We start from the raw sequence: 25524 nt of genomic DNA, 5'->3' as shown, positions 1-25524 counted from the left end.
TTAATATGACATTATCAGAGATAAAAAATATAGTATCAAATATTAAAGAGCAGGCTAAAATTTTAAGGGGGTATCTTTGACCCAGAATCGATTTATAAAAGAGTAAAAGAGATTGACGAAATTTCGGCAAAAGACGATTTTTGGAGTGATAATATTTCCGCTCAAAAATTGATGAAAGAGAGAATGCTTTTGCTTGATAAAATAGAGCCCGTTGATAATCTGATAAAAAATTCAAATAATATATACGAACTTACCGAACTTGCCATAAACTCAAACGATAATGAAATGGAAGCGGAATTAGAAAGCGAATGTTTAGAATTACAAAAAGTTTTTGAAGAGCTTGAAACTAAAAATTTATTTTCGGGCGAATTTGATAGCAAAAATGCATATTTAACTTTAAACGCTGGAGCTGGCGGAACTGAAAGCTGCGATTGGGCTTCAATGCTTTCAAGAATGTATGTGAGATTTTGCGAAAGGCATGGATGGACTGTCGAAACTACTGACGAACTTCCAGGAGACGAGGCTGGAATAAAACAGATAAGTTTTTATATTCAAGGTTTATACGCTTACGGATATTTGCGTTCTGAAATAGGAGTTCATAGACTTGTTAGAATATCGCCTTTTGATGCCAACGCTAAAAGACATACTTCATTTGTAGCCGTTAGCGTTATGCCAGATATAGACGAAGATATTGAAGTCGATATAAATCAAGCAGATTTGAGAATAGACACTTATAGAGCTTCGGGAGCAGGAGGACAGCATGTTAATAAAACCTCTTCGGCTATAAGAATAACTCATATTCCCACAAATATTGTCGTTCAATGTCAGGCGGAGAGGAGTCAGCATAATAATAAAGATATGGCAATGAAAATGCTTAAGGCTAAACTATATCAGCTTGAAAAAGAAAAATTGGATAAAGAAAAACAAAAAATAGCGGGAGAGAAAACAGATATTGCTTGGGGAAATCAAATAAGAAGTTATGTTTTTCAGCCTTATCAATTAGTTAAAGATTTGAGGACGGGTTATGAAAGCGGAAATATGAATTCGGTAATGGATGGAAATATTGACGAGTTTATATCGGCTTATTTGAAGTGGAAGATTAAGAAATAATATTTTTAATATTAAGATAATAATTTATATTTAAATAAACTTTAGATTATAGAATTATTAATATAAGTTAATTTATCGATTTTTTATATATTATTCTATAATTCTAACTGATTTATAGATTTTTACGAATTAAGGAAAATAGAGTTGATTACGGGAATTTTAACGATATTCAAAGCGGATATAATATAGTTAAAAATATATTAAAAGATAAAATCTATTTTGATTCTATATTTTACTCAAATCAAAGATTGGCTATAGAAATATTAAAAACAGAAAGTCCGTCTTTACAGTTTTTAATCGTAGGGTTTTGCTTAATATCTAAAAAAGTTTCGTAAGATATATTGCCCTTATCCAATACATCCTTTACTTTTTGCAATACTCCGCAGGAATCCAAAACTTTATCGCTAACTAAAAGCGCCTTTTTAAAACCTCTCGCTTTAACTTCGTTAGAAAGTTCGTTTCTAATTCCCGCTCCAAAATAACTTGTTTCGTTTAAAATAAATCTAGCCATTTTAATTCTCCTTTTGTTAATTTATTTTTTATTTGATTTATTAGATTTTATTTTATGTTTTACATTCAAGCCGTAGTTTTTAAATTTCTCTAAAACTATTTCCATTTCGCTATCAGGCAAAATAGAAAAATTTCCTATGGTTTTAACTCCGATATATAATCTTGCCAAATTTTCAACTTCCATCATTACATGATAAGCTTTTTGCAAAGTTTCATCCGAAGCGACTAAACCATGATTATTTAATATGCAGGCTTTATAACCTTTCATTGCTATTGAAATATTATCGCATAATTCTTGCGTTCCATAAGTTGCGTATTTCGCGCAAGGAATTTTATTTCCTCCCGCGACTCCAACCATATAATGTATTGCGGGTATATAATCAATATTGAGTATAGAAACCATAGAAGAATAAACAGCATGATTATGAATAACGGCGTTAAAATTTGGATTGTCTTTTAAAATCGATAAATGAAATCTCCATTCGCTTGAAGGGATTTTATCTTTTTCGGCTTCGCCTTTTGAATTAACAAAAACTATATCTTCAGGTTTCATAATCTCGTAAGGCATTCCCGAAGGAGTTATAAGCATTCCGTCTTTAAATCTAACGCTTATATTTCCCGCAGTTCCTTGATTTACTCCATCCTCGCGCATTTTTAAGCATGCGGCTATTATCTGTTTAGACAAATCTTTTCTGTTATTATTAGAATTATTATTTTTTTTAATCATATTGATTATTTCTCCTTAAAAAATATATTTAATTAAACTTTTACAAATAAAATTATATTTCTTTTATATCAAAACTTTTTATTACTAATTCTCTCATTTCTTTAACATTTTTCAATAAACCTAAAGATTTAAATTGAGCCAATATATTTCCTATCGCCGTGCATTCTACGGGACCGGCAAACGCTTTTATATTAGTTTTATCTTTAGTTAATTTACAAATCAATTTATCTCTGCTTCCTCCTCCGACTATATGCAAATAGTTTATATCTTTTTGCAAAATATTTTTAAGACTTTCTATGTATTTTGCATAACTATCGGATAAAGAATTATAAACAGAAGATATTATAATTCCTCTGTCTTTTTTTTCAATAATTCCTTGAGATAATAGGCTTATTTTTTTAAAAAATTACTTATATATTATATATAATATATATAAAAATGTTTACGCTATAGTTTCTACAAGCGAACTTGAAATATACGCGAATATTATATTAAAAAAAGGCGTTGTGCTTTTTCAATAAAATAGAATTTATTTATTTTTATAAACAAATCGTATATTTATATTTTATCTATTCCATATTTATTGGTTTATATTTTATATAATTAAAAAATAATATTTTATATTAATGAGTTTGTAAATATGAGTAATTCAAAAACTGTCAAATTTAAAAAAGATTCTATAATATTTATAGACGGACAAGAACCTAAATATATGTTTTATATAATCATTAAAGGAAAAGTTGAAGCGTATAGTTATTTTGCAGACAATTATACTTTTCAATATAAAGAAGGAGATATTATAGGATTTTATAACGCGGTAATTAACGAACCTTTTATTTTTACGGTAAAGGCTTTGGAAGATACGGAATTATTAGAAATGAATATTCAAGAAATAGAAAATATAAATAATCAAAGCATAATAAATAAAATATATAATTATTTAATTCTCAATCTTGAAAGATGGCTTGATAGATATTATTATTTTCTAAATAAAGCGAATAAACCTTATATTAAAACAAAACCGAAAATATCGGATATTGTTGAGATGGGAAAAATATATTATAATAATGGATTTTACGATGCGGCTTATAAATTATTTAATAAATATAAAGAATCCAACGAAAATAATGAAACTGTAAACGAATTATTATCTAAAATAAAGCCAATCGAAGAACCAGAACTCATAGAAAATAATATTTATAAATATAAAAAAGGCTATTGTCTATACAACGAACTTAAAAGCAGCGATTATTTATATATAATAAAATACGGAAAAGTCGGAGTTTATAATATTTTTAATTCAAAACAAGTTACAAGAAGAGTCGCAATAGACGGCGATATTATAAACGGATACGAACCTAATTCAAAAAGTCAATCTCTATCGACTACGGCTATAATTTTACAAGATTCTATTATTCAATCGATAAAAAGAGAAGAGATTTTAAATTTAATGCTTACGGATAAAAATATAAGATTATATTTAATAAAAATAATGAGCATAAGAATATACGGCACGATATTGAGAATAAAAGCCTTTAACGCTAATAATATAGCGAGTAAATTTATTATAATTATAGACGCTCTTATAAAAACGGAACTTTTATTTAAAAATATTAAAAAAATAAAATTCCCTTACAATATTTACGATATTTGTTCTATTATCGGAGTCGATTATAATGAAATCGTTGAAAATGAATTAACTAAAATAAAATCTTTATCCATATCTGAAAACGGAAATTTAATAATAAATAATATAGACGAATTTTACGAAGAATATAATCTTTATAGTCATAGAATATTAAATAAATAATCAATTATTTCTTATAAAATAAACCAAATATTCTATATTTCCTTTAGCTCCTTTTATAGGCGAGATAGTTTTTTTTATTTCTTTAAATCCTATTTCTTCAATTTTTTTTATAGCTTTATTTAAAATACTTTCCCTTAATTTATCGTCTCTTATTATTCCGCCTTTTGATATTTCCGATTTTTCCGCTTCAAATTGAGGTTTTATTAAACTAATCCAAAATTCAAAATTTTCAAATTCTCTATAAATAACGGGAGCTATTTTTGTTATCGATATAAAAGAAACATCGCTTACGATAACGGATATATTTTCTTCAAACATTTCTTTTTTTATATTTTTAGCGTTAAAGTCTTCAATCGATACAACTCTTTTGTCGTTTCTTAATTTATAAACTAATTGATTATGTCCGACATCCAAAGCGTAAACTTTTTTAGCGCCGTTTTGAAGAAGGCAATCGGTAAAACCGCCCGTAGAAGAGCCGATATCCAAACATATTTTATCTTTAACCGAAATATCAAATTCAAAAAAAGCTTTTTCTAATTTGCTGCCCGCACGGGAAACATATTTTCTATTTTGAATAATATTAATTTTATCGATATCTTTTATATTTTGAGCTTTTGAAGTAACTTTAATATCGTTTACAAAAACGCAACCTGCAAGTATTATATCCTGCGCTTTAGCTCTGCTTTCGGTATAACCGTTCTTAAAAAGATATTCGTCTAATCTCACTATTTAATATTTTCAATTAAAGTTTTTATAATAATAAGAATATTTTTAGTTTTATCTTTAGCGTCAACTTTAACTATAGTTTGAGTATGATTATTATCTAAAATATTTGAAGTTAAAGATAAAGAATCAAATTCTCCTATATATTTTTCTAAATCGAATAATAATCCCAAATCGGTATTAAAATTAAAATAAAGCGAAAGCATATTATCGTTTGCCAATTTTAATTTGTCTTCGTCCAATGTAGAATTAGGAGTCTCTCCTTTCGCTATAGAATTAATAACGCTTTCTTCAGTAACCATATAAAGAATAGAATTATTTATATAATAATAATCGCCGTATATATTATAAATTTCGCCTTCTTGTTCAGACGAAAAAGTTTTCAAAGCGTTTTTAACTTTTTCTTCATCCGTTATCGACATTGAAAATAATATTGCCGTATTCTCTTCTTCTGTATCCCAAGCCGAAACAAAAATATCTCCGTCACAAAGTTCAAGTAATTGAGATGAAATTTCATTGTTAACAAATGAACTTATAAAAGATTTTACAAGCGTAGAAGAACTATTAAATCTAAACGATAAGAATCCGTAATTTTTATCTCCGTTTACGAATTTGTATAAATTTTCTAATAATTCTTTTTCGGGCAATTCTTTTTTAGTAGATAGAATATCATAATCATTATTTTGAAGATAAGTGTCAAAAATCATATCGGCGATTCCGTCATTAAAATTAACCTTTGCAGTTAAAATTCCGCCTTTATAAATATCTTTAATATCTTCTGGCATATTTCCAAATAATTCAAATAAAGAACTTTCGCTATCCGATAAAATAGACAAATCAGCCCAAGCGTAAAAATCGTTAGTGTCGTTTTCTAAAGAAATAAAATATTCGTTTTCAAGAGAATCAGAATTAAATATAATATCTGCAGAAGTTTTTATATTTAAATCGTCTTCAAAAATTAATCCTCTTAAAGACAAAACAAATACTTCGTTATTCCAAGACATTAATATATTTTCATCAAGGCTTAAATATCTGTATTTTTCATTTTCAGAAAAAGAAATTAATTTATCTTCTTGACTTGCCATTTTAATCATAAGTTTATCAAGTTCGGCTATATCCAAAATATCTATTATTATTGACGATTGTTTATAATCGTTTAGGAAAATAATTTTTGAAGCTTTTGAAAAATCAAATAATTGAGCGAGTTTATTAGTCATAATTTCGGCTACCGCTTCATCGTCTCTATATCCCAAATAATTATCAGCAAATTTCTGCATAAATAAAGAATTAAATATTTGCTGTAAATCGCCTTCCGCTTTTTTAGATAAATTATCTAAACTAAAAGAAATTGCGGCGTTGGCGGTATTTGGAATATATTTTTTATCTACCGCATAAGCCGAAATTGAGAAAACGGTTATAAATAAAACTGCCGTTAATACTATTTTATTTTTTATTGTAGTAATCATTTTAAATCTCCTCAAAAAATATAATCGCTAAAATCATAGCTTTATTTAAGAATATATTTATTATATTAGAGTATAATTAAAAGTCAAGAGTTATTTTTTATAATTAATTAAAATTTTGCCTTGAAAGTTTTTAAATAAAATAGTATATTATAATAATAAAGGAGTTTTTATGCCTAAACTTAAAGTAATGATAGCGGCCTCTGAAGCCGTTCCTTTTATAAAAACGGGCGGACTTGCCGATGTTTCGGGTTCTCTGCCGATATATTTAAAAAAGTTTGGAGTAGAGGCTTTTGTCGTTATTCCAAAATATAGAGATATTGATTTTAAGGACTGTTATTTAGAAAATGTTCTTCCGACTATGTGCGTTCGTATGGGAAACGGCGAAGAATGGTGTTCTGTATTTAAAACGGTTTATAACGAAGTTGATTTTTATTTTATAGAACATCATAATTTTTTTAGCAGAGAAGGACTTTATCATGATAATGTTTTTAACGATTATCAAGATAACGCTTGGAGATTTGGATTTTTTTCAATGGCGGCTTTGCAATTATGCAGAGATTTAAAATTAGATATCGATATCGCTCATGTAAACGATTGGCAGACGGCGGCTATTCCCGCTTATATAAAAACTTGGCATTGGAGCAATGAGCTTGGACGAGCCGCAAGTTTGCTTACAATTCATAATGCAAATTATCAAGGAATTTATAATTCTTCAACTACTTATGATTATTTAGGTTTAGGTTGGAATAATTATAGTCCCGATACTTTTGAAGACCATGGAAATATTAATTTGCTTAAAGGCGGAATATTCTTTTCGGATGTCGTGACGACGGTTAGTCCGACTTACGCTAAAGAAATATCATCTCCTTACGGCGGGCATGGAATGGCGCCTTATTTACAAAATAAAACTACAAGCTTTTTTGGAATTCTTAACGGAATAGACGAAAATGTTTGGAATCCCGAAAAAGATAAATTTATTCCCGCTAATTTTTCTGATAAAAATATGAAAGGTAAAAAAATATGCAAGAGAGAATTACAAAAAAGATTTTTACTTGAAGAAGACGATAAAGTTGCATTAATAGGAGCGATTGGCAGATTTGTGGACCAAAAAGGTTATCAATTTATAGCTTCAATAATAGATTATTTAATGAATAACATGAAAATGCAATTTGTAATATTAGGAACGGGAGATAAAGGACTTGAAAGTTTCTTTGGAGATTTGCCAAAAAGATATCCTGGACGAGTAGGTTCTTATATTGGCTATAATAATGAACTTTCGCATTTGATAGAAGCGGGAGCGGATATGTTTGTAATGCCTTCTTTATTTGAGCCTTGCGGACTTAATCAAATGTATTCTCTAAAATATGGAACTATTCCTATTGTTCATGCTACGGGCGGACTTGAAGATACGGTTGAAAATTATAATGAAGAGACGGGAGAAGGCACGGGATTTAAATTTTATGACGCCACTTCTTCGGCATTATATAATACTATAGGTTGGGCTATAAGCGTTTATTATGACTATCCCGAAAGATTTAAGAAAATGCAATTAAGAGGAATGAAAATTGATAATTCTTGGGAAAAAAGCGCAAAAGAATATATTAAAGCCTATGAGCTTGCTATAGCGAATAAAAGAAATTATGACGATATGTGCAGTTTATAATCATAATTTCTATAATGATAATCTCTAGGAGAAAAAGTCATGGAAAAAACAAATAATATTTTATATGTAATGGCTTATAAAAATTTTCAAGATGAAGAATATTTTGAAACGAAAAAAATATTTGAAAATAACGGATATAAAACAAAAATCTCTTCCTCAATAATCGGCGAAGGACAAGGCAAATTGGGAAGTTCCGTTAATATAGAGCTTTTATTTAGCGAAGTTGATACCGTAAATTTTGACGCTATAATATTTGTCGGTGGTTTAGGATGCATTACATTATGGGACGATTGGCGAGCGCAGGGACTTGCAAAATTGTTTTTAGAAAATAAAAAAATTGTTGCGGGAATTGGAAGCGGAGTCGTTATAATGGCTAATGCGGGAATACTAAAAAATATTAAAGCCACTTGTTCAACTGCGGACGAATCTCATGTTCGACATGGCGAAGCGGATATAGTCGGAGATAATGTGGTAATTACGGGAAATATTATAACGGCGGAAGGTTCAAAGTCGGCTAAAGAATTTGCGAATACTTTGATTAATGTTTTGAAAAATTAATTATTTTGTATTGCTTTACTTCGTTTACAATGACATATTAGAAAATAAAAAAAACTATAATTTTTTGAATATAGAGGTTTTTGTTAAATCTCTATTTTATTATTATATAGAAAATTTTATAAATTCAATTTAAATTTTGACAAATAAAATTATTCTGTTATAATATTCTTATGAATAAAAAACCTTTTAATGCATTAAATGATTGTTTCGTTCGGTATTTTTTCACGGACAAAGGTGGAGAAAAAGTTTTACTTGACTTTATAAATGCCGTTATGATTAGCGCAGACATGAAAACTTTTAAAGCGGTTGAAATTTTAAATCCTTTTAATTTAAAAAAGCATTACAATGATAAAGAGACAATCGTTGATGTGAAATGCATTACAAAGAATGGAACTGTCGTTATAATTGAGGTTCAACTTTCAGGCAATTCGAGATTTCCCGAAAGAATACTTTATTATTGGGCGGCAAATTATAGCAAACTTTTAAAGAAAGGCGAAGAGTATGAAGACTTAACGCCTGTAATAAGTATCAATCTTCTTAATTTTAATCTTAATAAAAACGATAAAAATGTGCATAGCTGTTATATGATTTATGATACAAAAAATGCAAGGTTGCTAACAGACCATTTGCAAATACATATAATAGAATTAAAAAAATTTAAATTCAAGGATAATGATTTAAAAAAGGATTTAAATTATTGGCTTGGATTTTTTACAACTAATAACATGGAGGAATATATGTCAGAAATAGTAAAAGAAAAACCTATAATGGAAGAAGCGCATAAACGATATAATAATTTTATTAGAAGTCGATTAATGATGTCGGAGTATGAGAAGAAAGAAATTTATCAATATGATAAACAAATAACGCTTAAAGAAGAAAGACAAGAAGGAATTAAAGAAGGTAGAAGAGAGGGAAAAATTGAAGGAGAAAGAGACAAATCAATTTTGATAGCCAAAAATCTAAAAAAAGCAGGTTTAGATATAAAATTTATTAGCGAAAATACAGGCTTAACAATAAAAGAAATTGAAAAATTATAATTTATAAACCTTATCCAAACAAATAAAAATAAATTATTATCTTCATTATTTAAAAATAAAATCCCTATGCTCATAAAGAACATAGGGCTTCAAATCTTTATTTTGTTTTTTTAATTAATTTTAAAATTATTTAATTATTGTTCCCAAGCAGCAGCGGGTTTAATATTTAGTGTTAGCGTAGCTGTTTTATCTTTATTGTAAGTATATTTAGTTCCGCCTGTTATTGTAGTATCAAATTCAAAACCACTTTTTGCAGTAAAGACTATAGTTACTTTTAAATCAGTTTGATTACCTGCTGCAGCTGCAGTATCAAAAGTTACAGTTACAGAAACTGGAGTTAATGGAGTTTGAAATACGGTTTGTATAGTTCCTTTAACTTTTGTTAAACTTTTACTTTCACTTGCTCCTTTTGTTATATTAGCGCTTCCATTTTCTGGGTTCGTCATTTTTGAAAAATCTATATCAGTGGTTGATGTATCACCTAATGCTCCAAGCGCTTTAAGTGTGCTAGTTAAATCAGCATCGGTTATTTTTTGAATTGTAGGAGTAGTTGGCGTTTTTGTGCCGCCTTCGTCCTTTTTACAGCTAACCGCCAATAACGATAAAGCCATTACCGTTATCAATAAAGATTTAAGAATGTTTTTTGTGTGTTTCATATTGCACACTCCTTTTGATATAAATTTTTTTATAGTTAAACAAGGACTTTTTATTTTCCTTGATAAGCTATCAAAGTTGATTGAAGTTAAAAAAGTTTTAACTAAATGTAAAAAATATTTTTGAAATAGAAATTTAAAATAATTATTTAAGATATAATTATGGCTTTGCTTTGCTTTGCTTTGCTTTGCTTTGCTTTGCTTAACAAAATTACAGTATTTTTATTCATTGTAATGTTCATATTAAACTTTCCTCACCGATTTCTCGGCAAACATTTTACAATTAAATTATACAACATTTAAAAAATTAGTCAATAGTTTATTTAATTTTTTTTCAATATTGATTAATTTAATAACATTATAAAATATTTAAAAAAATTGTCAACTATTTATTTTTAATTAATTTAATAATATTTTATAGCATTAAAAATTTTTTGTCAACAAAATAATTTAAATATTTATTAATTGTTATTATACAATCTTTTTAAAATAATGTCAATATAATTAATTTAAATATTTTTAATTTAAAAATATTTCAAGCGTTTATTTTAAATAATTAAAAAATTTTCATTTATATTTTATTAATTTTAATTCTTATTAAAAAATTTTTAACTAAAGAATTAAATAATTCGGGTTGTTCTATTTGTAAATTATGTCCCGCGATATCTATAACGCTAAAAGTCGCTCTCGGATAATCTTCAAGCAATTTATATAAATCTTTATAACCTACGCATATATCTTGCCTTCCAGCCATAAATAAAACAGGTTTGTTAAATTTAATTTTTTTCAATTTTTTATCGACATTAAAAGAAAAAGAATAATTTTTCCAAAGCGATTCTATAAAATCCTTATTACATTTTTTTATCCCAGAAAGAATTTCATTTTTATATCTTTTATAAACTTTTTTATTTTCAAGGACGCTAAACTTACCGAATGTTTTTCTTTCAAAATCGTTAAGAGTATTTATAAAATCTTTATCTTCAAATTTTATAATATTTTTAGGAACATCTCTTTTTGCATGAATTGGAATAACAACGGGACATAATAAAGCCATGCCGTCTATTTTTGAATCGAGTTTTGATAAAATGCCTCTTGACAAATATCCTCCGTAAGATTCTCCGATTAATAAAAAATTTTTAGAAATAATATTTTCAGCAAAAGAAATCAATATATCGAGAATTTTATCAGAAGACGCGTATTCTAATAAAGCTTCGGATTTTCCCATTCCAGGCAAATCTATATATATTCTTTTATAACCATTTTTATTTTTAAAAATCGGCTCAAAGCAACCTTTCATTAAATTTAAATCGCAGTCGAGTCCATGTATCATAAAAATAGGTTTTCCGCTTCCAATAAGTTGATAATGAATTTTAATATTTTTATAAGAGTAAAACATATTATTTATTCAACCTCTTTTATTATTTATTTTATAATTTATAAACGCTTAATTATATTTCCTTCCCAATCGGTTATATTAGGTTTATGAAATGAATGCCATTTTTCAATAAAATAGTTAATATTTTTCATGTCTCTTTCTATAATAAATTGCAATTTCTTTATCGCCATGTTTAATCCAAATTTCGTATGGAAAGATTTTAATTTATAATTTTCAAACCAAAATCTATAACTAAATAACGGAATAGTTTTTAACATATCAATATCAAGTCTTTCTTCTTTTTTCTTATTCGGCGGCAAATAAAATTTTATTCCGTCTATATCTTTAAGCTCAAATATATTTTCAGGCTTTGGAGATAATTCAAAAATATTAAGATAAATTTTAATATATCTATCTCTTGAAGTAATATAAGTCGTTATGCATTCAAGATTTGAATTTGTTAAACGACACATATCATAAATATAAAGTTGCGGATTATGTTTGCCGAAATTAGCGTTTAAAAAAGGCGATTTTATAAATCCGTTTTTTTGAAGAGATGAAAAAGCATATTCTAAAAAAATATTATTTCTTATTTTTAAAAGTTCGCTATTTTTAAGAGAGTGAAACATAAAACCTCTACTTTCCGATATTAATTTTTTCTATCGCCTCAAAATAGCAAGACATAAAATCGCCTTCGCCGTTTTCAAAATCCAAAACTATAGAAATAATTTTTTTATTAAGCTCTTTTATCATAATTAAAGCCAACTCCTGCGCTTTGCTTTCGGTTAAGTTAGGATTATTTTTTAATATTTGCTCCATAACTTTATTTATATTGACTCTTCTATAAACTCCATCGCTATCCATTTTATTCTCCGTTGATATTTTAAAAAATTATGCTTTTATAATTATTATGTTAACTTTTTTAAATCGTTTATAAATTCAGAAAATAGTTTTACTTTGCTACTTTTTTCAAATTCGTTTTCTGTAAGAATATAGCATCCGTCCGTATCGACTTCTACAATAGCTCGTCCTTTTTTAGCGGGCTTTTTAGAAAATATATCGTCTTCATCAAGCGTAATAAAAAATACTTTTATATCTTTAGTTATATTAGAATTCATAAGTTTAAGTTTCCAATATCCCGTTTGAGCGATTCTTTCTCTTAAAGTGACTTTAACCGATAAAACTGCTATTATTTTACTTTTATTAGGTTCGTATATTATTATATCCACATCGGGCAAATGCATTCCAAATTCGCCATAATCTATAGCTAAATTTCTTTTTAATAAATCTAATTCGTTATTGTCGCTATATTTATTATGCTCTAATATATTGCCGTTTATTATAGATAAATTAAGTTTTTCAATTTCGTCTTTAATTATATGTTCGATTAATTTTTCTAAATTTTTGCCTTTAAAAGCTCGCCAAGATTGTTCCGTATCAGTTATTCCTCTACTTAAAGCGTCTTGTCTGTAAATTTCTTTAATCTCTTTTAATAATTTTGAAATATATTTATAAGTATCTTTTTTATATATTTTCTTTTTATTTTCGTAAACCGATATTATATCTTTATATGTCATAATCTCTCCATAATTAAAATATATTCTGTAGGGTAAACTAATTTATCTCCTAAAGAAACATTGGCAAATCTTCCCGTAATAGAATCTCTTGTAGAAGGTAGCATTTTTGAAGGTATCTCTCTATGTATAATAGAATAAGTTTTAAAACCTATATTATTCATTTGTTCGCAAAAAACTTCCGCATTTAAAATATCTATATTTTTAAATTGAGTATTGCCTATAACTATTGCCGCCTTTCCTTTAGGTTTTAAAATTCTTTTCATCTCAATAAAACTTTCAAGCATATCTAAATAATAATTTTTTATTTCCGCGTATTTTTTAGATTTATATTTAAAATTTTTTAATATATTTATCGCTATCTTGCTTTTTAAATCGTTATCGTTAATATCTTCCGTTTCTCTTTTACAACCGCTGCCTATAAATTTTTTTCTAAAATCATTTAAATTATTTAAATATCCAAACCATAATGAAGGTAGTTGATGCAAGTCTGCATATTCATAACTTGTCACATAAGGCGGGCTTGTAACTATAAAATCGGATTGTTCATTTTCAAAAGGAAGAGTTCGAGAATCTCCGCAGATAATATTTCTATATTTATTAATATTTTCAAATATTTTTTTATCGATAGTCAAATTATATAAATTATGTCTTTTTATCATTTTTTTAGCTTGAGTTAAAAATAACGAATAAACATCTTTATCTTTTTTATTAAAGTCTCTTGTAGGCTTTATGCTTTTCTGTAGCCATATAGAAACCGTTTTTAATATTTGAGCGAAAGCTACTAAATAAAAATCTCTTATATCAATATTATATATTTCAGATATGCAATAAAGTATAATAGATAAATCTTGTTTTTGTTTAGGTTTAAACCAATAATCTATTCTTTCGTTATTAGGAATAATATTTTTAGATTTTTCAATTAAATCATTTAAATTTTTATTATCCATAAATTTACTTAATAATATATTATATTCTTTCTCTAATAATTTAATGTCAATCGGAGTAGTTTTTACTTTTGAAATTAAATATGCTATTTCATTTATATCGACTCCGAATGCATATCTATTATTTATAAGGCTCTCTACTATAGTAGTTCCGCTTCCCATAAAAGGGTCTACAACAATGTCGTATTTATTTGTATATGTATTTATTAATCTTGATACTAATTGCGGTATAAATTTAGCGGGATATGTATAATAATTATGCGTAATATATGCAGTATCTTTTATAGTTTTATCAGAAAAAGACCAAGAATAATCTATATCTATAGAACTAAAATCTTTTATTTTAAATATTTCGCTTTTTTCTAATAGCTTTTGATTAATTACCGTTGTCAATTTTACTATATCCTATATCTAATAATTAAAAAGAAGACAAAACTTCGTTTATGCCTTTTAATTTATCTTCAAATTCTTTTTGTTTTCGTTTTTCAGTTTCAATCGCTTCTTGTTTGGCTTTATTAATAAAATTTTCATTTGAAAGTTTTTTATTAACGGCGTCCAAATCTTTTTTATAAGCGAACGCTTCTTTTTCAAGTCGCTTTTTTTCGGCTTCAAAATCTATTATTCCAATCAAGTTAACATTAATCTCGCCGCCTTCAAATACTTTGACAAAACTTCCTTTATTCCTTTCGTTTTCTTTTGCGGAAACTATATTTAAAGATTCTGTTAAAGAAAGAGAGGAGATTATATTTTTATAATTTTCGCTTACAGTTTTAAAATAATCGTTTGCGTATCTTAATACAACTTCTAATTTTTTATTTGGAGGCAAATTGAATAAAGAGCGAGAATTTCTTATTGCAGAAACTATATCTTTTATCAAATCAAATTCTTTTTCAATATCTTCAAATATATATTTATTTTTCGCTTTAGGATATTCTCTTATCATTAAAGATTTTGATTCTATATTTCTTTTTGGCAAATTAAAATAAATCTCTTCGGTTAAAAAAGGCATGAAAGGATGAATCATTGCAATTGATTCTTCTAAAATATACAAAAGCAAAGATAAAGTTTTTTCTCTTTTTGAATTATCTTTTAAGTCGAATTTGCTTATCTCAATATACCAATCGCAAAATTCGTTCCAATAGAATTTATAAACCGTTTGAGAGGCTTCGTCAAATCTATATTCTTTTAATTTTCTTTCCGTAGATTCTATAGCTTTTTGAAGACGAGATAAAATCCATTTGTCTTTATTTTCAAGTTCAAATTCGTCAATATTTTTTATTTTCTCTCCGTCTTCGATATTTCCAAATATATATTTTGCGCTATTGTATATTTTATTTGCAAACTTTCCTCCCATTTTAAAAAGTTCTTTATCAAGCCAAATATCTTGCCCGCCTAAAGAAGTTATAAAAGATAAAGTAAATCTAAAAGCGTCCGCTCCATGTTCGTCAATTATTTCAATCGGGTCGATTCCGTTTCCTAAACTTTTAGACATTTTCCTTCCTATTTTATCTCTAATCAAACCGTTAAGATAAATATCTTTAAACGGAATATCTTTCATAAAATGAGTTCCAGCCATTATCATTCTTGCAACCCAAAAAAATAATATATCGTATCCTGTCACTAAAGCGGATGTTGGATAAAAATATTTTAATTCTTCATTATCTTTTGGCCAACCGAAAGTTGAAAAAGCCCATAGCCAAGAAGAAAACCAAGTATCCAAAACATCTTCGTCTTGCTTAATATTTTTACTTTTACATTTAGGGCATTCGTTAATATCGGTTTTCGATACAATCATCTCGCTGCAATCTTCGCAATACCAAACGGGAATTCTATGTCCCCACCATAATTGCCTGCTTATGCACCAATCTCTTATATCTTTCATCCAATGGTTATAAGTGTTAATCCATCTTTCTGGATAAATTTTTATTTGTCCGTTATTAACGACTTTATAGGCTTCTTCGGCTAAAGGCTTCATTTTTACAAACCATTGGTCGCTATAATAAGGCTCGACTGTATTATGGCATCTATAACAATGTCCGACTTGATGCTTTATATTTTCTTTTCCTAAAAATGCGCCTAAACTTTCTAATTCTTTTATTATTAAATCTCTCGCTTCTTTAACCGTTTTACCTTGATAATTTTTTGGAGTATTTTCGTTAAATGTTCCATCGGGATTAAGAATATTTATTATTTCTAAATTATGCCTCTGCGCTATTGCAAAGTCGTTTGGGTCATGAGCGGGAGTTATTTTCAAAGCGCCCGTTCCAAAATCTTTATCGACATAAGCGTCTTTAATGAGTTTTAATTTTCTGCCGACTATCGGAAGTATTAAAATTGTATTTTCATTTAAATGAGAATATCTTTCATCTTCGGGATGAACTGCAATCGCCACATCGGCAAGTATTGTTTCAGGACGAGTCGTTGCCACTTCAATATATTCGTCTTTTCCTTCGATTTTATATTTTACATGATACAAAGCGCCCGCAACTTCTTCATGGTCAACTTCGTCATTGGCTAAAGCCGTGCCGCAACTTGGACAATAATTTATTAAATATTTTCCTCTATAAATTAAACCTTGATTATAAAGCTCTACAAAAACCTCTCTAACCGCATTGCTTAATCCTTCGTCTAAAGTAAATCTCTCTCTCTGCCAATCGCATGAGCAACCTATTTTTTCAAGCTGTTTAATTATTATCGAATGATGCTCGTTTGCAACTTCCCAAGTTAATTTAACGAAATCCTCTCTTCCCAAATCATATTTATTTTTTCCTTCTTTTTTTAATCTTCTTTCCACTACATTTTGAGTGGCAATTCCCGCATGGTCGGTTCCTGGCATCCATAAAACGCATTTTCCAAGCATTCTATGAAATCTAATTAATATATCTTGCAAAGTATTATTTAATCCATGTCCCATATGCAAAACGCCCGTGACATTTGGAGGAGGTATGACTATAGAATAAGGCTCTTTATTTTTATCAATTTCGGCATGAAAAAATCCGCTCTCTTTCCAAAAGCAATATAATTTTTCTTCAATATTTTTAGGATTATAATTCCCTCCTAAAGTATGTTTCATTTATTCCCCCGATTAAAATAATTGTTTATACATTTTACAATATATAATATATTTTTCAATTATTTATTTTATTTGTATCGCTTGACTTTACCATACTTTACACTATGCGCTTACGGTGAAAAGTATGCAAAAAATTTTAACTTATTTTATTATAAAAAATATTTATTTTATTATTATAATTAAGAAGATTAATAATTTAAAGATATTATAAGTTAATATTATTTACTTAATAATATTTATTAAACTAAATTAATATTTAATTAATTTTTAATATTATTTTTTCTTGCTTCTTTGTATAAAATCGAACGCTACGGCTATTAATAAAACTATTCCTTTAATTACCGATTGAACATAAGTATTCATACCCATTAGAACTAATCCGTTATTTAATACTCCAATTATCAATATACCAGAAATAACATTTGATATTTTTCCTACTCCTCCATTAACGCTTACGCCTCCCAAAACTACGGCGGTTAAAACATCAAATTCAAATCCTTTACCCATTGTAGGCTGTCCAGAATTAGTTCTGCTTAATAATATTACGCCAGCTATACCAGCAAATAATCCCGATAATGTGTATGCTAAACATTTTATTTTATCCACATCTATTCCCGATAAACGAGAGGCTTCTTCATTTCCGCCTATTGAATAAAAATATCTTCCAATGTAAGTTTTATTTAAAATTACAGCTCCAATTATAAGAATTACTATCATAATTATTACTGGTATCGGTATTATACCTATATATCCTTGTCCCAAAACTGAAAAACCTTGAGGAAATCCGAAAATTGGTATGCCTTTAGAAATTATAAAAGCTACGCCTTCGATTATTATCATAGTGGATAAAGTTACTATTAAAGGTGGCATTTTTATTTTAGAAATTATTATTCCATTAAAGAAACCAACTGCAGAAGTCAAAATTATGCATAATATAGAAGCTATACATGGATTTATGTTTCCTTTCGTCATCATTATAGAACAAATTACGGCTACCATTGACATTTGAGAACCAATTGATAAATCAATGCCTCCGACAAGTAAAGCAAAAGTCATACCGACTGAAGCTATTCCAAGCATTGATATTTGTCTAACTACATTAATTAGATTATTAGCGTTTATAAAAGACGGGGACGCTATAGAGAAAAATAAGAATAGCAGTATCAATACCACATAAATAGCGTATTCGTTAATTTTATCTTTTAAGTTTATTTTTTTATTCATTTTATACTCCTTTATTTAATCGATTGCCGCCGCATAGCTCATTATTAAATTTTGAGAAAATTTTTCTTTAGGTATCTCTCCAACCATACTGCCTTCAAATAAAACTATTATTCTATCGGACATTCCTATTAGCTCTTCCATTTCGGAAGATATCATAATGATAGTTTTACCGTTTAATATTAATTCGTTTATTAATTTGTAAATCTCATATTTAGCTCCGACATCAATGCCTCTTGTAGGTTCATCCAATATAATCAAATCGGGATTTACGGATAAACATTTTGATATAACGACTTTTTGCTGATTGCCTCCGCTTAAATTTTTTACAATTTGATTTATTCCCGAAGCTTTTATTTTTAAATTCTCTATAAAGCTATTAGATATATTTTTATCTTCTTTATCGTTTATAAATAAAAATTTTGATATTTTTTCTATGCAAGATATACTTATATTTTCTTTTACGCTTCTTGTTATCAAAGCTCCTAATCTTTTTCTATCTTCAGGCGCTAAAACTATACCATTATTTATGCAATATTTTGGATTTTTAGGAATAAATCTTTTACCGTTAAAGAATATTTCTCCTTCTTTTATCTTTTTTGCTCCAAAAATTAACTCCATTAATTCCGTTCTTCCAGAGCCTATTAAACCTGCAAACCCTAATATTTCTCCTTTTTTAAGTTTAAAAGAAATATTTTTTATTCCATTTCCAGATAGATTTTTAACTTCCAATAATATGTCGTTAGAATTATGAGTTTCTCTTTTAGGAAATGTTTCTGACATTTTTCTGCCAACCATTAAAGATATAAGTTCTTCAACATTTGTATCTTTAGTGTTTAAAGTCGATATTTTTTTACCGTCTCTCATGACTGTAACTCTATTTGATATTCTAAAAATTTCATCCAATCTATGAGAAATATAAATTATTGAAACTTTTCTTTTGTTAAGTTCGTCAATTAATTTAAACATAGATTCAATCTCGACAACCGTTAAGGGAGCGGAAGGTTCGTCCATAATAAGAACTTTAGCGTTCTGTATTACGGCTTTTGCTATCTCTACCATTTGTTGATATCCTACGGTAAGGTTTTTAACAAGTTTATCGGGATTTATATCTATATTTAATTGTTCAAAAACTTCTTTAGATTTTTCATGCATTAGTTTTTTATTTATAAATATACCTTTTGAAAGTTTTTTGCCTAAAAATATATTTTCTGCAGCAGATAATTCATCAACTAAATTAAATTCTTGATAAATAGTCGCTATTCCCATTTTTTCCGAAAGTTGAGGCGTCATATATTTAAACTGTTTGCCGTCTATATTAATAGTTCCAGCGTCAGGCTGTATTGCTCCCGCTATAGTTTTAATTAAAGTAGATTTTCCAGCTCCGTTTTCTCCCATTAAAGCATGTATTTCGCCTCTTCTAATATCTAACGATACATTATCTAAAGCCAAAATGCCAGAATATTTTTTAACAATATTATCTAAACTTAATATTATATCTTGTTCCATAATTCAACCTTTCAAAAAAATAGGGGCAAGATAATTACCCCTATTATCCAAAAAATAAATTATTATAATTATATTTTTCCTGCCATATAATCTTGCACATTTTCTTCGTTTATTACTTTAAATTGTCTATAAATTTTACTATCTATATCTTCGTTGTTAACAAGTTTCATGCATATATCAAAAACTGATTCGGCAAGTTGTTTTGGAGTTCCTAGTGAAACGGAAGCTCTAAAAGGCTCATTTGATTTAGAGATTTTATCGCAAGCTTCGTCGGTAGCGTCCGCGGCAAATATTCCAAAATCTGGAGTAGCTTTGCCAGCGGCTTTAACGGCTTCGTTTGCTCCTATTGCCGCTCCGTCTCCTATGCTCGCTATGACTTTTATATTAGGATTGGACTGCAAAAAAGATTCTGCAAGAGGCATGCCTTCAGCCGCGTTTATAGCGCTATCTCTGACTACTATTCTTGCATTTGGAGACAATTCTTTAATGCCCGCAACTATTCCGTCAGCTCTTTTAATTAAATTTGGATAAACTGAATATTCAACGATAGCGACATCCGTTTGTCCGCCTAATTTTTCATTTATCCATTTTCCAGCTTCCGTTCCTATAGCTTTTCCAAATTCAAAATTGTCTATAAGCCAAGACACATCGGCGTTGTCGGTATCCTCATCCCAGCAAAATACTTTTATTCCGTTGTCTCTAGCTTTTTGCATTATTGGAGCTAACGAATTAATTTCTGCAGGATGGATTGCAATAACATTCAAGCCTTTTTGGATAAAATTTTCCATTTGAGTAATTTGATTTGCCGAATTACCCTGACAGTCTACCACAGTCAAATCGACATTATTATTAGCGCAAATAACCTTTAAGTTTTCTGCCGTAGCTCCCCAAACAGGATTAGTTAAATCCTGCACTGTAAATGCCATAGATATTTTTTTGGCGTTAGATTTGTTTTTACTGCCAGAGCATGATATAGAAATCACGGTTAGGCAAGTGATAAATAATGTTATTAATATTTTTCGCATAATGCTTCTCCTTAAAAATAATTTTATTTACATTTTAATAACAGTCTTTACTATATTGGCTTTATCTTTCACGCTATCGTCCATCGCCTTTTGTAAATCTTTAAAATCATAAGTATTTGTAACGATATTTTTAATATTTATAGCGCCGCTTTCTACTGCGTCTATAGATAAAGGGAATATATGTCTATATCTAAATACGGTTTTGAAAGTTAATTCTTTATCCAAAGCCATTCCGACATTCATATTAATCATTCCCGTTTTACTATATCCAACCAAAACTATAGTAGAACCTTTTTTAGCGAATTCTATAGCCTGATTTGTAATACTTTCAACCCCTGCAGTTTCTATTGTTAAATCGCTTCCTTTTCCGTTAGTAAACTCATAAGCTTTTTTTACCACATCCTCTTTAGAGGCGTCTATAACTCCAGCAGCTCCTAATTCCAAAGCCTTATCCAATCTCTTTTTCATTACATCTATAACATAAACTTTTGATATTCCGCAAGCTTTTAAAGAAAGCATCGAACATAAACCTATGCATCCCGCTCCCGTTACAAATGCAATTTCTCCTATTTTGGCTTTTCCTTGCATAGCCGCATGCATTCCTACGGATAAAGGCTCTATTAAAGCGCCTTCCATAGTCGATAATTTATCAGGAAGTTTAAATGATAAATTTTCAGGATGAGCGACATATTCTTGAAATACTCCATCTACTGGAGGCGTTGCGAAAAATATTACATCTTTGCATAAATTATATTTTCCCTTTCTGCAAAACTCACATTCTCCGCATGTTTTTCCTGGCTCTAAAGCCACTCTGTCTCCAACCTTTAATTCTTTTACCTTGCTTCCGATTTCGACTACAGTTCCTGCGCATTCATGCCCTAGGACAAAAGGAGTTTTAACTATAAAATTTCCTATAGCTCCATGTTCGTAATAATGCAAATCCGAACCGCAAACTCCGATATATTCGAGTTTTACCAATACTTCATTATCTTTAGGTTTCGGTATTTCTCTTTCGGTAAATTCAATTTTATTAAGAGCCGTCATAACGGCGGTTTTCATCATTCCTTTCATAAAAAATTTATCTCCAAATTAATATAGATACTTTTTTAAAATAGTTTTATTAAAGTATTTATATTAATAATATAATACATAAAAAATTATTTGTCAAGTGAAAAATTCAAAATTTGTTTAAATTTTTAGGTTTATAAGAAATTTATTGAGCTATTATAATACATTTAATACATATTTTTAGCTTTTTTAAAAAATAAAATTTGCAAATCTTTAGAATTTGATTAATTAATCTTTATATTTTATCAATGAAAGCGTAAATATGCTGTAAAGCTGCGCCTAATGCTGCTGCTTCAAAATGATGCTTACAAACTTTTACATAATTTCCGTTTGTTTCAAAAGTATTTAATTCTGCGACTCTTTTTCTAAAATCGTCAATATAATTTTCAAAATATCCGCCTACATAACCGCCAATTATAACATCGCAATCGAAAGCCATTCTCAAATTATTAACCGCTATTGCCAAATAATATAAATAATTTTCCCATATTTTTAAGAAGTCTTCATTTCCTTCTTCAAGTTCTTTGAAAAAATCTCCAAGTTTTCCGTTTGTCAAATCCGAAAGCAAATTAGCTTTGCAATAAGAATCTAAACATCCGATTTTTCCGCAATAACATTTAATGCCGTTTGGAACTATACGCATATGTCCAAACTCTCCGCTTCTTATATTGTCTCCGTTATATAATTGTTTTGCAAATATTATAGCGCCGCCAACGCTATTGCTTAAAGATAAATAAAGAGAATTATTTTCAAGATATCTTGCTTCCGCAAATCCAGCTGCGTTTGCATCGTTAATAAATATGCATTCAAACGGTATATATTTTGTAAAATCAGTAAATGGAACTTTTCCAAATCCCAAAACATAAGAGTTTGCTATATCGGTTGCAGATTTATCAATTATTCCGGGTATCGATACGCCAGCTCCGAGAATTTTGTTTTTATCGATTCCTTCCGTAAAATCGTTAATAGATTTATTAAACCATAAAAAATAATTTTCATCGTAAGAAAAAGTATTTTTTAATCTTATATGTTTTATAACTTTTCCCGCAAGGTCAACCAAAACTAAACTAACATGATTTTTAGTTATATCTATTCCGATTGATAATCTCGCGTCAGATATTATTGAAATAGCTTTAGCCTTTCTGCCTCCGCTAGATTGAAATTCTCCGACTTCTTTTATAAGATTTTGGTTAAGAAACTCTTTAATATTTTGCAAAACCGTAGGCATACTCATATCTAAACCTATAGCTATATCATGTTTAGAAATTTTTTCTTTTTCAAGAATATATTTGTAAATAGTGTTTTTATTAATCTTTTTAATTTCAATATTATTGCTTTTTTTGTATAACATAATTAACCATAAAATATAATTAAGAATAGTATATATTAAAGTAATAAATTTGGAATATTATTAAATAAATAATTAATATATATTGTTAATAATTAAAAAAATTGTAAAATATAATAAATCTATAAATGACAATTTAACGAGGAAAAAATGAACATAAATATAACTAAAGAAACCGAAGACGCTCTTTCAAGTATCGCTAAAAAACATAATAAAACCGTAGATTATCTTGTCGAAGAAGCAATTTTAAATTTTTTGGAAGATTTTGAAGATATAAAAGACGCTTTGCAAGGAAGAGAAGAGTGACTTAAAGGCGATAACGGAATAAAAGCTAATGAATTTTATAAACAGATTGGAATTTAAATGGAATTTGTATTTTCTTTATAAAAAATATTTATAACAAATAATTTCTAAATATTAAATTAAGATAAAACTTGATTTATAAAATATTTTTCTATATACTCATAACGAATAATAAAAAAGCGAGGCTAAAAAATGTATAGTTTAGGAATAGATTTAAGCACGCAAAGTTTAACTTTAAGCGTTTTGAATTACAAAAATTTTAAAAACGAATTAAATATATCGGTAGCTTTTAATTCTTTGGAAGAAATAAATAATTCTTCAATGAATAAAAATACTTTATTAATCGATTCAAATATAGAAGGCAAAGCGGAACAAGATACAAATATTTTTTTAATAGCTTTAGATAAAGCTTTTTCAAAATTAAAAGATAAATGCAATATTTCGCTTATAGATTCTATTCAAATATCCGCTCAACAGCATGGACATGTTTATTTGTCTGATAATTATAAAAAGAATTTAGAATATTTAAAATTAAAAGAATCGGCAAATAAAAGTTTAGTCGAGATATTAAAAAATTCTTATTCTTATAATGGCGCTCCAATTTGGAGAACTTCCTGCGCTGAAAAACAAGCTAAAGAATTAAGAAAGGCTGCGGGCGGTAAAGAAAAAATGATTCAAATAACTGGTTCTGATTCGCCTTTAAGATTTACGGGAGCGGTTATAAAATATTATTTTGATAATAATAAAAGTCTTTTAGAAAATACTTATAAAATATTTTTGCTCAATACTTTTATCTCTTCAATATTAACGGCAAAAGACGGTATCTCCGTAGATTTTGGAAACGGCGCGGGAATGAGTTTAATGGATTATTCAAAAAAAGAATGGAACGAAAATCTTTTAAATGCAGTTTCAAAAGATTTAAAAAATAAATTAGGAAATATAAAAAGTCCTTCAAGCGAAGCGGGATATATTTCAACTTATTTTATTGAAAAATTTGGATTTAATAAAAATTGTATTGTAGGAATTGGAAGCGGAGATAATCCTGAAACAAAAGTTTTATATAAAGGCGATATTTTATCTCTTGGGACAAGTTTTGTTTATATGCTTAATATAGACGAAAATGATAGAGATTATAACGGAGTTTCAAACGCTATGTATGACGGAATAGGAAATCCATTTATGATATTTTGCAGAACAAACGGCGCTATGCTTTGGGATGCTATAATGAATAATTATAATAAAAATTATAAAGATATAACAATTTCGCTTAAAGAAAATATAAATAATTTGCCTTTAATGTTATGGCAGAAAGAAAACGAATCCGTGCCTATAAGTAAATCATTTGAAATAAAAAGATATTACGAAAAAGCTAATTTTGATTGCGATTATAAAGGAATTGTTTTAAGTTCTTTATCTTTAATCGCCGAATATTCTAAAAAATTTAATTCTTCAAAAAAAGCCGATTTGTCGGTTACAGGCGGTCCAACAAAAGATATTGAAATATTAAAAATTATAGCGAATATTTGGCAATGTCCTATAAAAATTCTTCCTTCGGGAGGAGCTTCTTTGGGAGCTGCAATTTCCGCTATTTTATTATTAAATGAAAATATTGATTTAGATGAAATTAGAGAAACTTTGAGAGATAAAACAATTATAGAACCCGATTATAAATTATCCAAAAAATACGAAGAATATCAAAAAAATATGATTGAAAAATTTGAAGAACTTACAAAAAATTAAAATTAAAAAACTAAAATTAGAATATAAAAAATATTTAACATAATAAAATTTTGTATAAAATGTATTATTTCTATTATTATC

General features: G+C 27.9%; 25 protein-coding genes. 8 read left to right on the top strand and 17 right to left on the bottom strand.

The genetic code is table 11. The features are described 5' to 3' along the window. Positions 1–5: 5 nt before the first annotated feature. Positions 6–1110, top strand: a protein-coding gene (gene prfB, locus EPJ79_RS04220; protein ID WP_167497315.1) for a peptide chain release factor 2 whose coding sequence is annotated in 2 segments (ribosomal slippage) — positions 6–77 and positions 79–1110 — 1104 coding nt in all. Because the reading frame shifts where the segments join, the coding sequence is not laid out codon by codon here. Between the two features lie 241 nt (positions 1111–1351). Here prfB and EPJ79_RS04215 read toward each other — a convergent pair. Genes EPJ79_RS04215 through EPJ79_RS04205 form a run of 3 tightly spaced genes read right to left on the bottom strand, consistent with a single transcriptional unit; the run spans position 1352 to position 2717 of the window. Further along, complete coding sequence (locus EPJ79_RS04215) at positions 1352–1621, bottom strand: iron-containing alcohol dehydrogenase (RefSeq protein WP_244289066.1); 270 nt, start codon at positions 1619–1621, stop codon at positions 1352–1354. A 21-nt stretch (positions 1622–1642) separates the two neighbouring features. Beyond that, complete coding sequence (locus EPJ79_RS04210) at positions 1643–2347, bottom strand: L-fuculose-phosphate aldolase (protein ID WP_021958588.1); 705 nt, start codon at positions 2345–2347, stop codon at positions 1643–1645. Between the two features lie 52 nt (positions 2348–2399). Further along, on the bottom strand, positions 2400–2717 hold the full coding sequence (locus EPJ79_RS04205; RefSeq protein WP_274596009.1) for an FGGY-family carbohydrate kinase: 318 nt from the start codon (positions 2715–2717) through the stop codon (positions 2400–2402). Positions 2718–2739: 22 nt separating this feature from the next. On the opposite strand from EPJ79_RS04205, the gene EPJ79_RS11885 reads away from it, so the two are divergent. After that, positions 2740–2868 (top strand): RbsD/FucU domain-containing protein, encoded by a 129-nt coding sequence (locus EPJ79_RS11885; protein WP_208745281.1) that lies wholly within the window; start codon positions 2740–2742, stop codon positions 2866–2868. A gap of 119 nt (positions 2869–2987) precedes the next feature. Next, a complete protein-coding gene (locus EPJ79_RS04195; protein WP_147738556.1) occupies positions 2988–4157 on the top strand; it encodes a cyclic nucleotide-binding domain-containing protein in 1170 nt (389 codons plus the stop codon). Here the strand turns inward: EPJ79_RS04195 and EPJ79_RS04190 are convergent, their stop codons facing one another. Both EPJ79_RS04190 and EPJ79_RS04185 read right to left on the bottom strand, forming a co-directional pair. Then, entirely contained in the window at positions 4158–4883 is a 726-nt protein-coding gene (locus tag EPJ79_RS04190) for a TlyA family RNA methyltransferase (protein ID WP_147738555.1), read from the bottom strand. Further along, positions 4883–6346, bottom strand: coding sequence for a DUF4836 domain-containing protein (locus EPJ79_RS04185; RefSeq protein ID WP_244289065.1), 1464 nt, complete (start codon positions 6344–6346; stop codon positions 4883–4885). The genes EPJ79_RS04190 and EPJ79_RS04185 overlap by 1 nt, the downstream gene beginning before the upstream one ends. A 169-nt stretch (positions 6347–6515) precedes the next feature. Between EPJ79_RS04185 and EPJ79_RS04180 the strand changes: the two genes are divergently transcribed. The 3 genes from EPJ79_RS04180 to EPJ79_RS04170 all read left to right on the top strand — a co-directional run bounded on the left by EPJ79_RS04180 (position 6516) and on the right by EPJ79_RS04170 (position 9607). Beyond that, positions 6516–8009: a glycogen synthase gene (locus EPJ79_RS04180; RefSeq protein WP_147560196.1), complete on the top strand. Its 1494-nt coding sequence runs from the start codon at positions 6516–6518 to the stop codon at positions 8007–8009. 39 nt (positions 8010–8048) lie between these two features. Beyond that, positions 8049–8567, top strand: coding sequence for a DJ-1/PfpI family protein (locus tag EPJ79_RS04175; RefSeq protein ID WP_147738554.1), 519 nt, complete (start codon positions 8049–8051; stop codon positions 8565–8567). A gap of 170 nt (positions 8568–8737) precedes the next feature. Then, positions 8738–9607: an Rpn family recombination-promoting nuclease/putative transposase gene (locus tag EPJ79_RS04170; protein ID WP_147738553.1), complete on the top strand. Its 870-nt coding sequence runs from the start codon at positions 8738–8740 to the stop codon at positions 9605–9607. A gap of 134 nt (positions 9608–9741) precedes the next feature. Here EPJ79_RS04170 and EPJ79_RS04165 read toward each other — a convergent pair whose 3' ends face one another. The 12 genes from EPJ79_RS04165 to EPJ79_RS04110 all read right to left on the bottom strand — a co-directional run bounded on the left by EPJ79_RS04165 (position 9742) and on the right by EPJ79_RS04110 (position 23403). Continuing rightward, entirely contained in the window at positions 9742–10263 is a 522-nt protein-coding gene (locus EPJ79_RS04165; protein WP_147738552.1) for a hypothetical protein, read from the bottom strand. Between the two features lie 568 nt (positions 10264–10831). Next, positions 10832–11656: an alpha/beta fold hydrolase gene (locus EPJ79_RS04160; RefSeq protein WP_147738551.1), complete on the bottom strand. Its 825-nt coding sequence runs from the start codon at positions 11654–11656 to the stop codon at positions 10832–10834. Between the two features lie 38 nt (positions 11657–11694). Further along, positions 11695–12264, bottom strand: a complete 570-nt coding sequence (locus EPJ79_RS04155) for a hypothetical protein (protein WP_147738550.1) — start codon at positions 12262–12264, stop codon at positions 11695–11697. Between the two features lie 7 nt (positions 12265–12271). Further along, positions 12272–12499 (bottom strand): hypothetical protein, encoded by a 228-nt coding sequence (locus EPJ79_RS04150; protein WP_147738549.1) that lies wholly within the window; start codon positions 12497–12499, stop codon positions 12272–12274. A gap of 44 nt (positions 12500–12543) precedes the next feature. Next, positions 12544–13212, bottom strand: coding sequence for a BsaWI family type II restriction enzyme (locus tag EPJ79_RS04145; protein WP_147738548.1), 669 nt, complete (start codon positions 13210–13212; stop codon positions 12544–12546). Further along, positions 13209–14549 carry a DNA methyltransferase gene (locus tag EPJ79_RS04140; RefSeq protein ID WP_147738547.1) on the bottom strand — a complete coding sequence of 447 codons (1341 nt, stop codon included), beginning with the start codon at positions 14547–14549 and terminating at the stop codon, positions 13209–13211. Before EPJ79_RS04140 ends, EPJ79_RS04145 begins: the two co-directional genes overlap by 4 nt. Before the next feature lie 25 nt (positions 14550–14574). Next, the gene (locus tag EPJ79_RS04135) at positions 14575–17229 is read right to left on the bottom strand and encodes a valine--tRNA ligase (protein ID WP_147738546.1); all 2655 of its coding nucleotides are present in this window, start codon (positions 17227–17229) and stop codon (positions 14575–14577) included. Positions 17230–17502: 273 nt separating this feature from the next. Next, positions 17503–18453: an ABC transporter permease gene (locus tag EPJ79_RS04130; protein ID WP_147738545.1), complete on the bottom strand. Its 951-nt coding sequence runs from the start codon at positions 18451–18453 to the stop codon at positions 17503–17505. 15 nt (positions 18454–18468) lie between these two features. Continuing rightward, entirely contained in the window at positions 18469–19959 is a 1491-nt protein-coding gene (locus tag EPJ79_RS04125) for a sugar ABC transporter ATP-binding protein (protein ID WP_147738544.1), read from the bottom strand. Positions 19960–20027: 68 nt separating this feature from the next. Beyond that, positions 20028–20984 carry a sugar ABC transporter substrate-binding protein gene (locus EPJ79_RS04120; protein ID WP_147738543.1) on the bottom strand — a complete coding sequence of 319 codons (957 nt, stop codon included), beginning with the start codon at positions 20982–20984 and terminating at the stop codon, positions 20028–20030. 27 nt (positions 20985–21011) lie between these two features. Continuing rightward, on the bottom strand, positions 21012–22055 hold the full coding sequence (locus EPJ79_RS04115; protein WP_147738542.1) for an NAD(P)-dependent alcohol dehydrogenase: 1044 nt from the start codon (positions 22053–22055) through the stop codon (positions 21012–21014). Positions 22056–22287: 232 nt separating this feature from the next. Beyond that, positions 22288–23403 carry an ROK family protein gene (locus EPJ79_RS04110; RefSeq protein ID WP_147738541.1) on the bottom strand — a complete coding sequence of 372 codons (1116 nt, stop codon included), beginning with the start codon at positions 23401–23403 and terminating at the stop codon, positions 22288–22290. A 147-nt stretch (positions 23404–23550) separates the two neighbouring features. Between EPJ79_RS04110 and EPJ79_RS11520 the strand changes: the two genes are divergently transcribed. Continuing rightward, on the top strand, positions 23551–23706 hold the full coding sequence (locus EPJ79_RS11520) for a hypothetical protein (protein ID WP_158634349.1): 156 nt from the start codon (positions 23551–23553) through the stop codon (positions 23704–23706). A gap of 189 nt (positions 23707–23895) precedes the next feature. After that, positions 23896–25443, top strand: a complete 1548-nt coding sequence (locus EPJ79_RS04105) for an FGGY family carbohydrate kinase (protein WP_147738540.1) — start codon at positions 23896–23898, stop codon at positions 25441–25443. Positions 25444–25524: the final 81 nt, after the last annotated feature.

Source organism: Brachyspira aalborgi, assembly GCF_008016455.1.
Lineage (GTDB): Bacteria > Spirochaetota > Brachyspiria > Brachyspirales > Brachyspiraceae > Brachyspira > Brachyspira aalborgi.
This window is presented reverse-complemented; position numbering and strand designations above follow the sequence as displayed.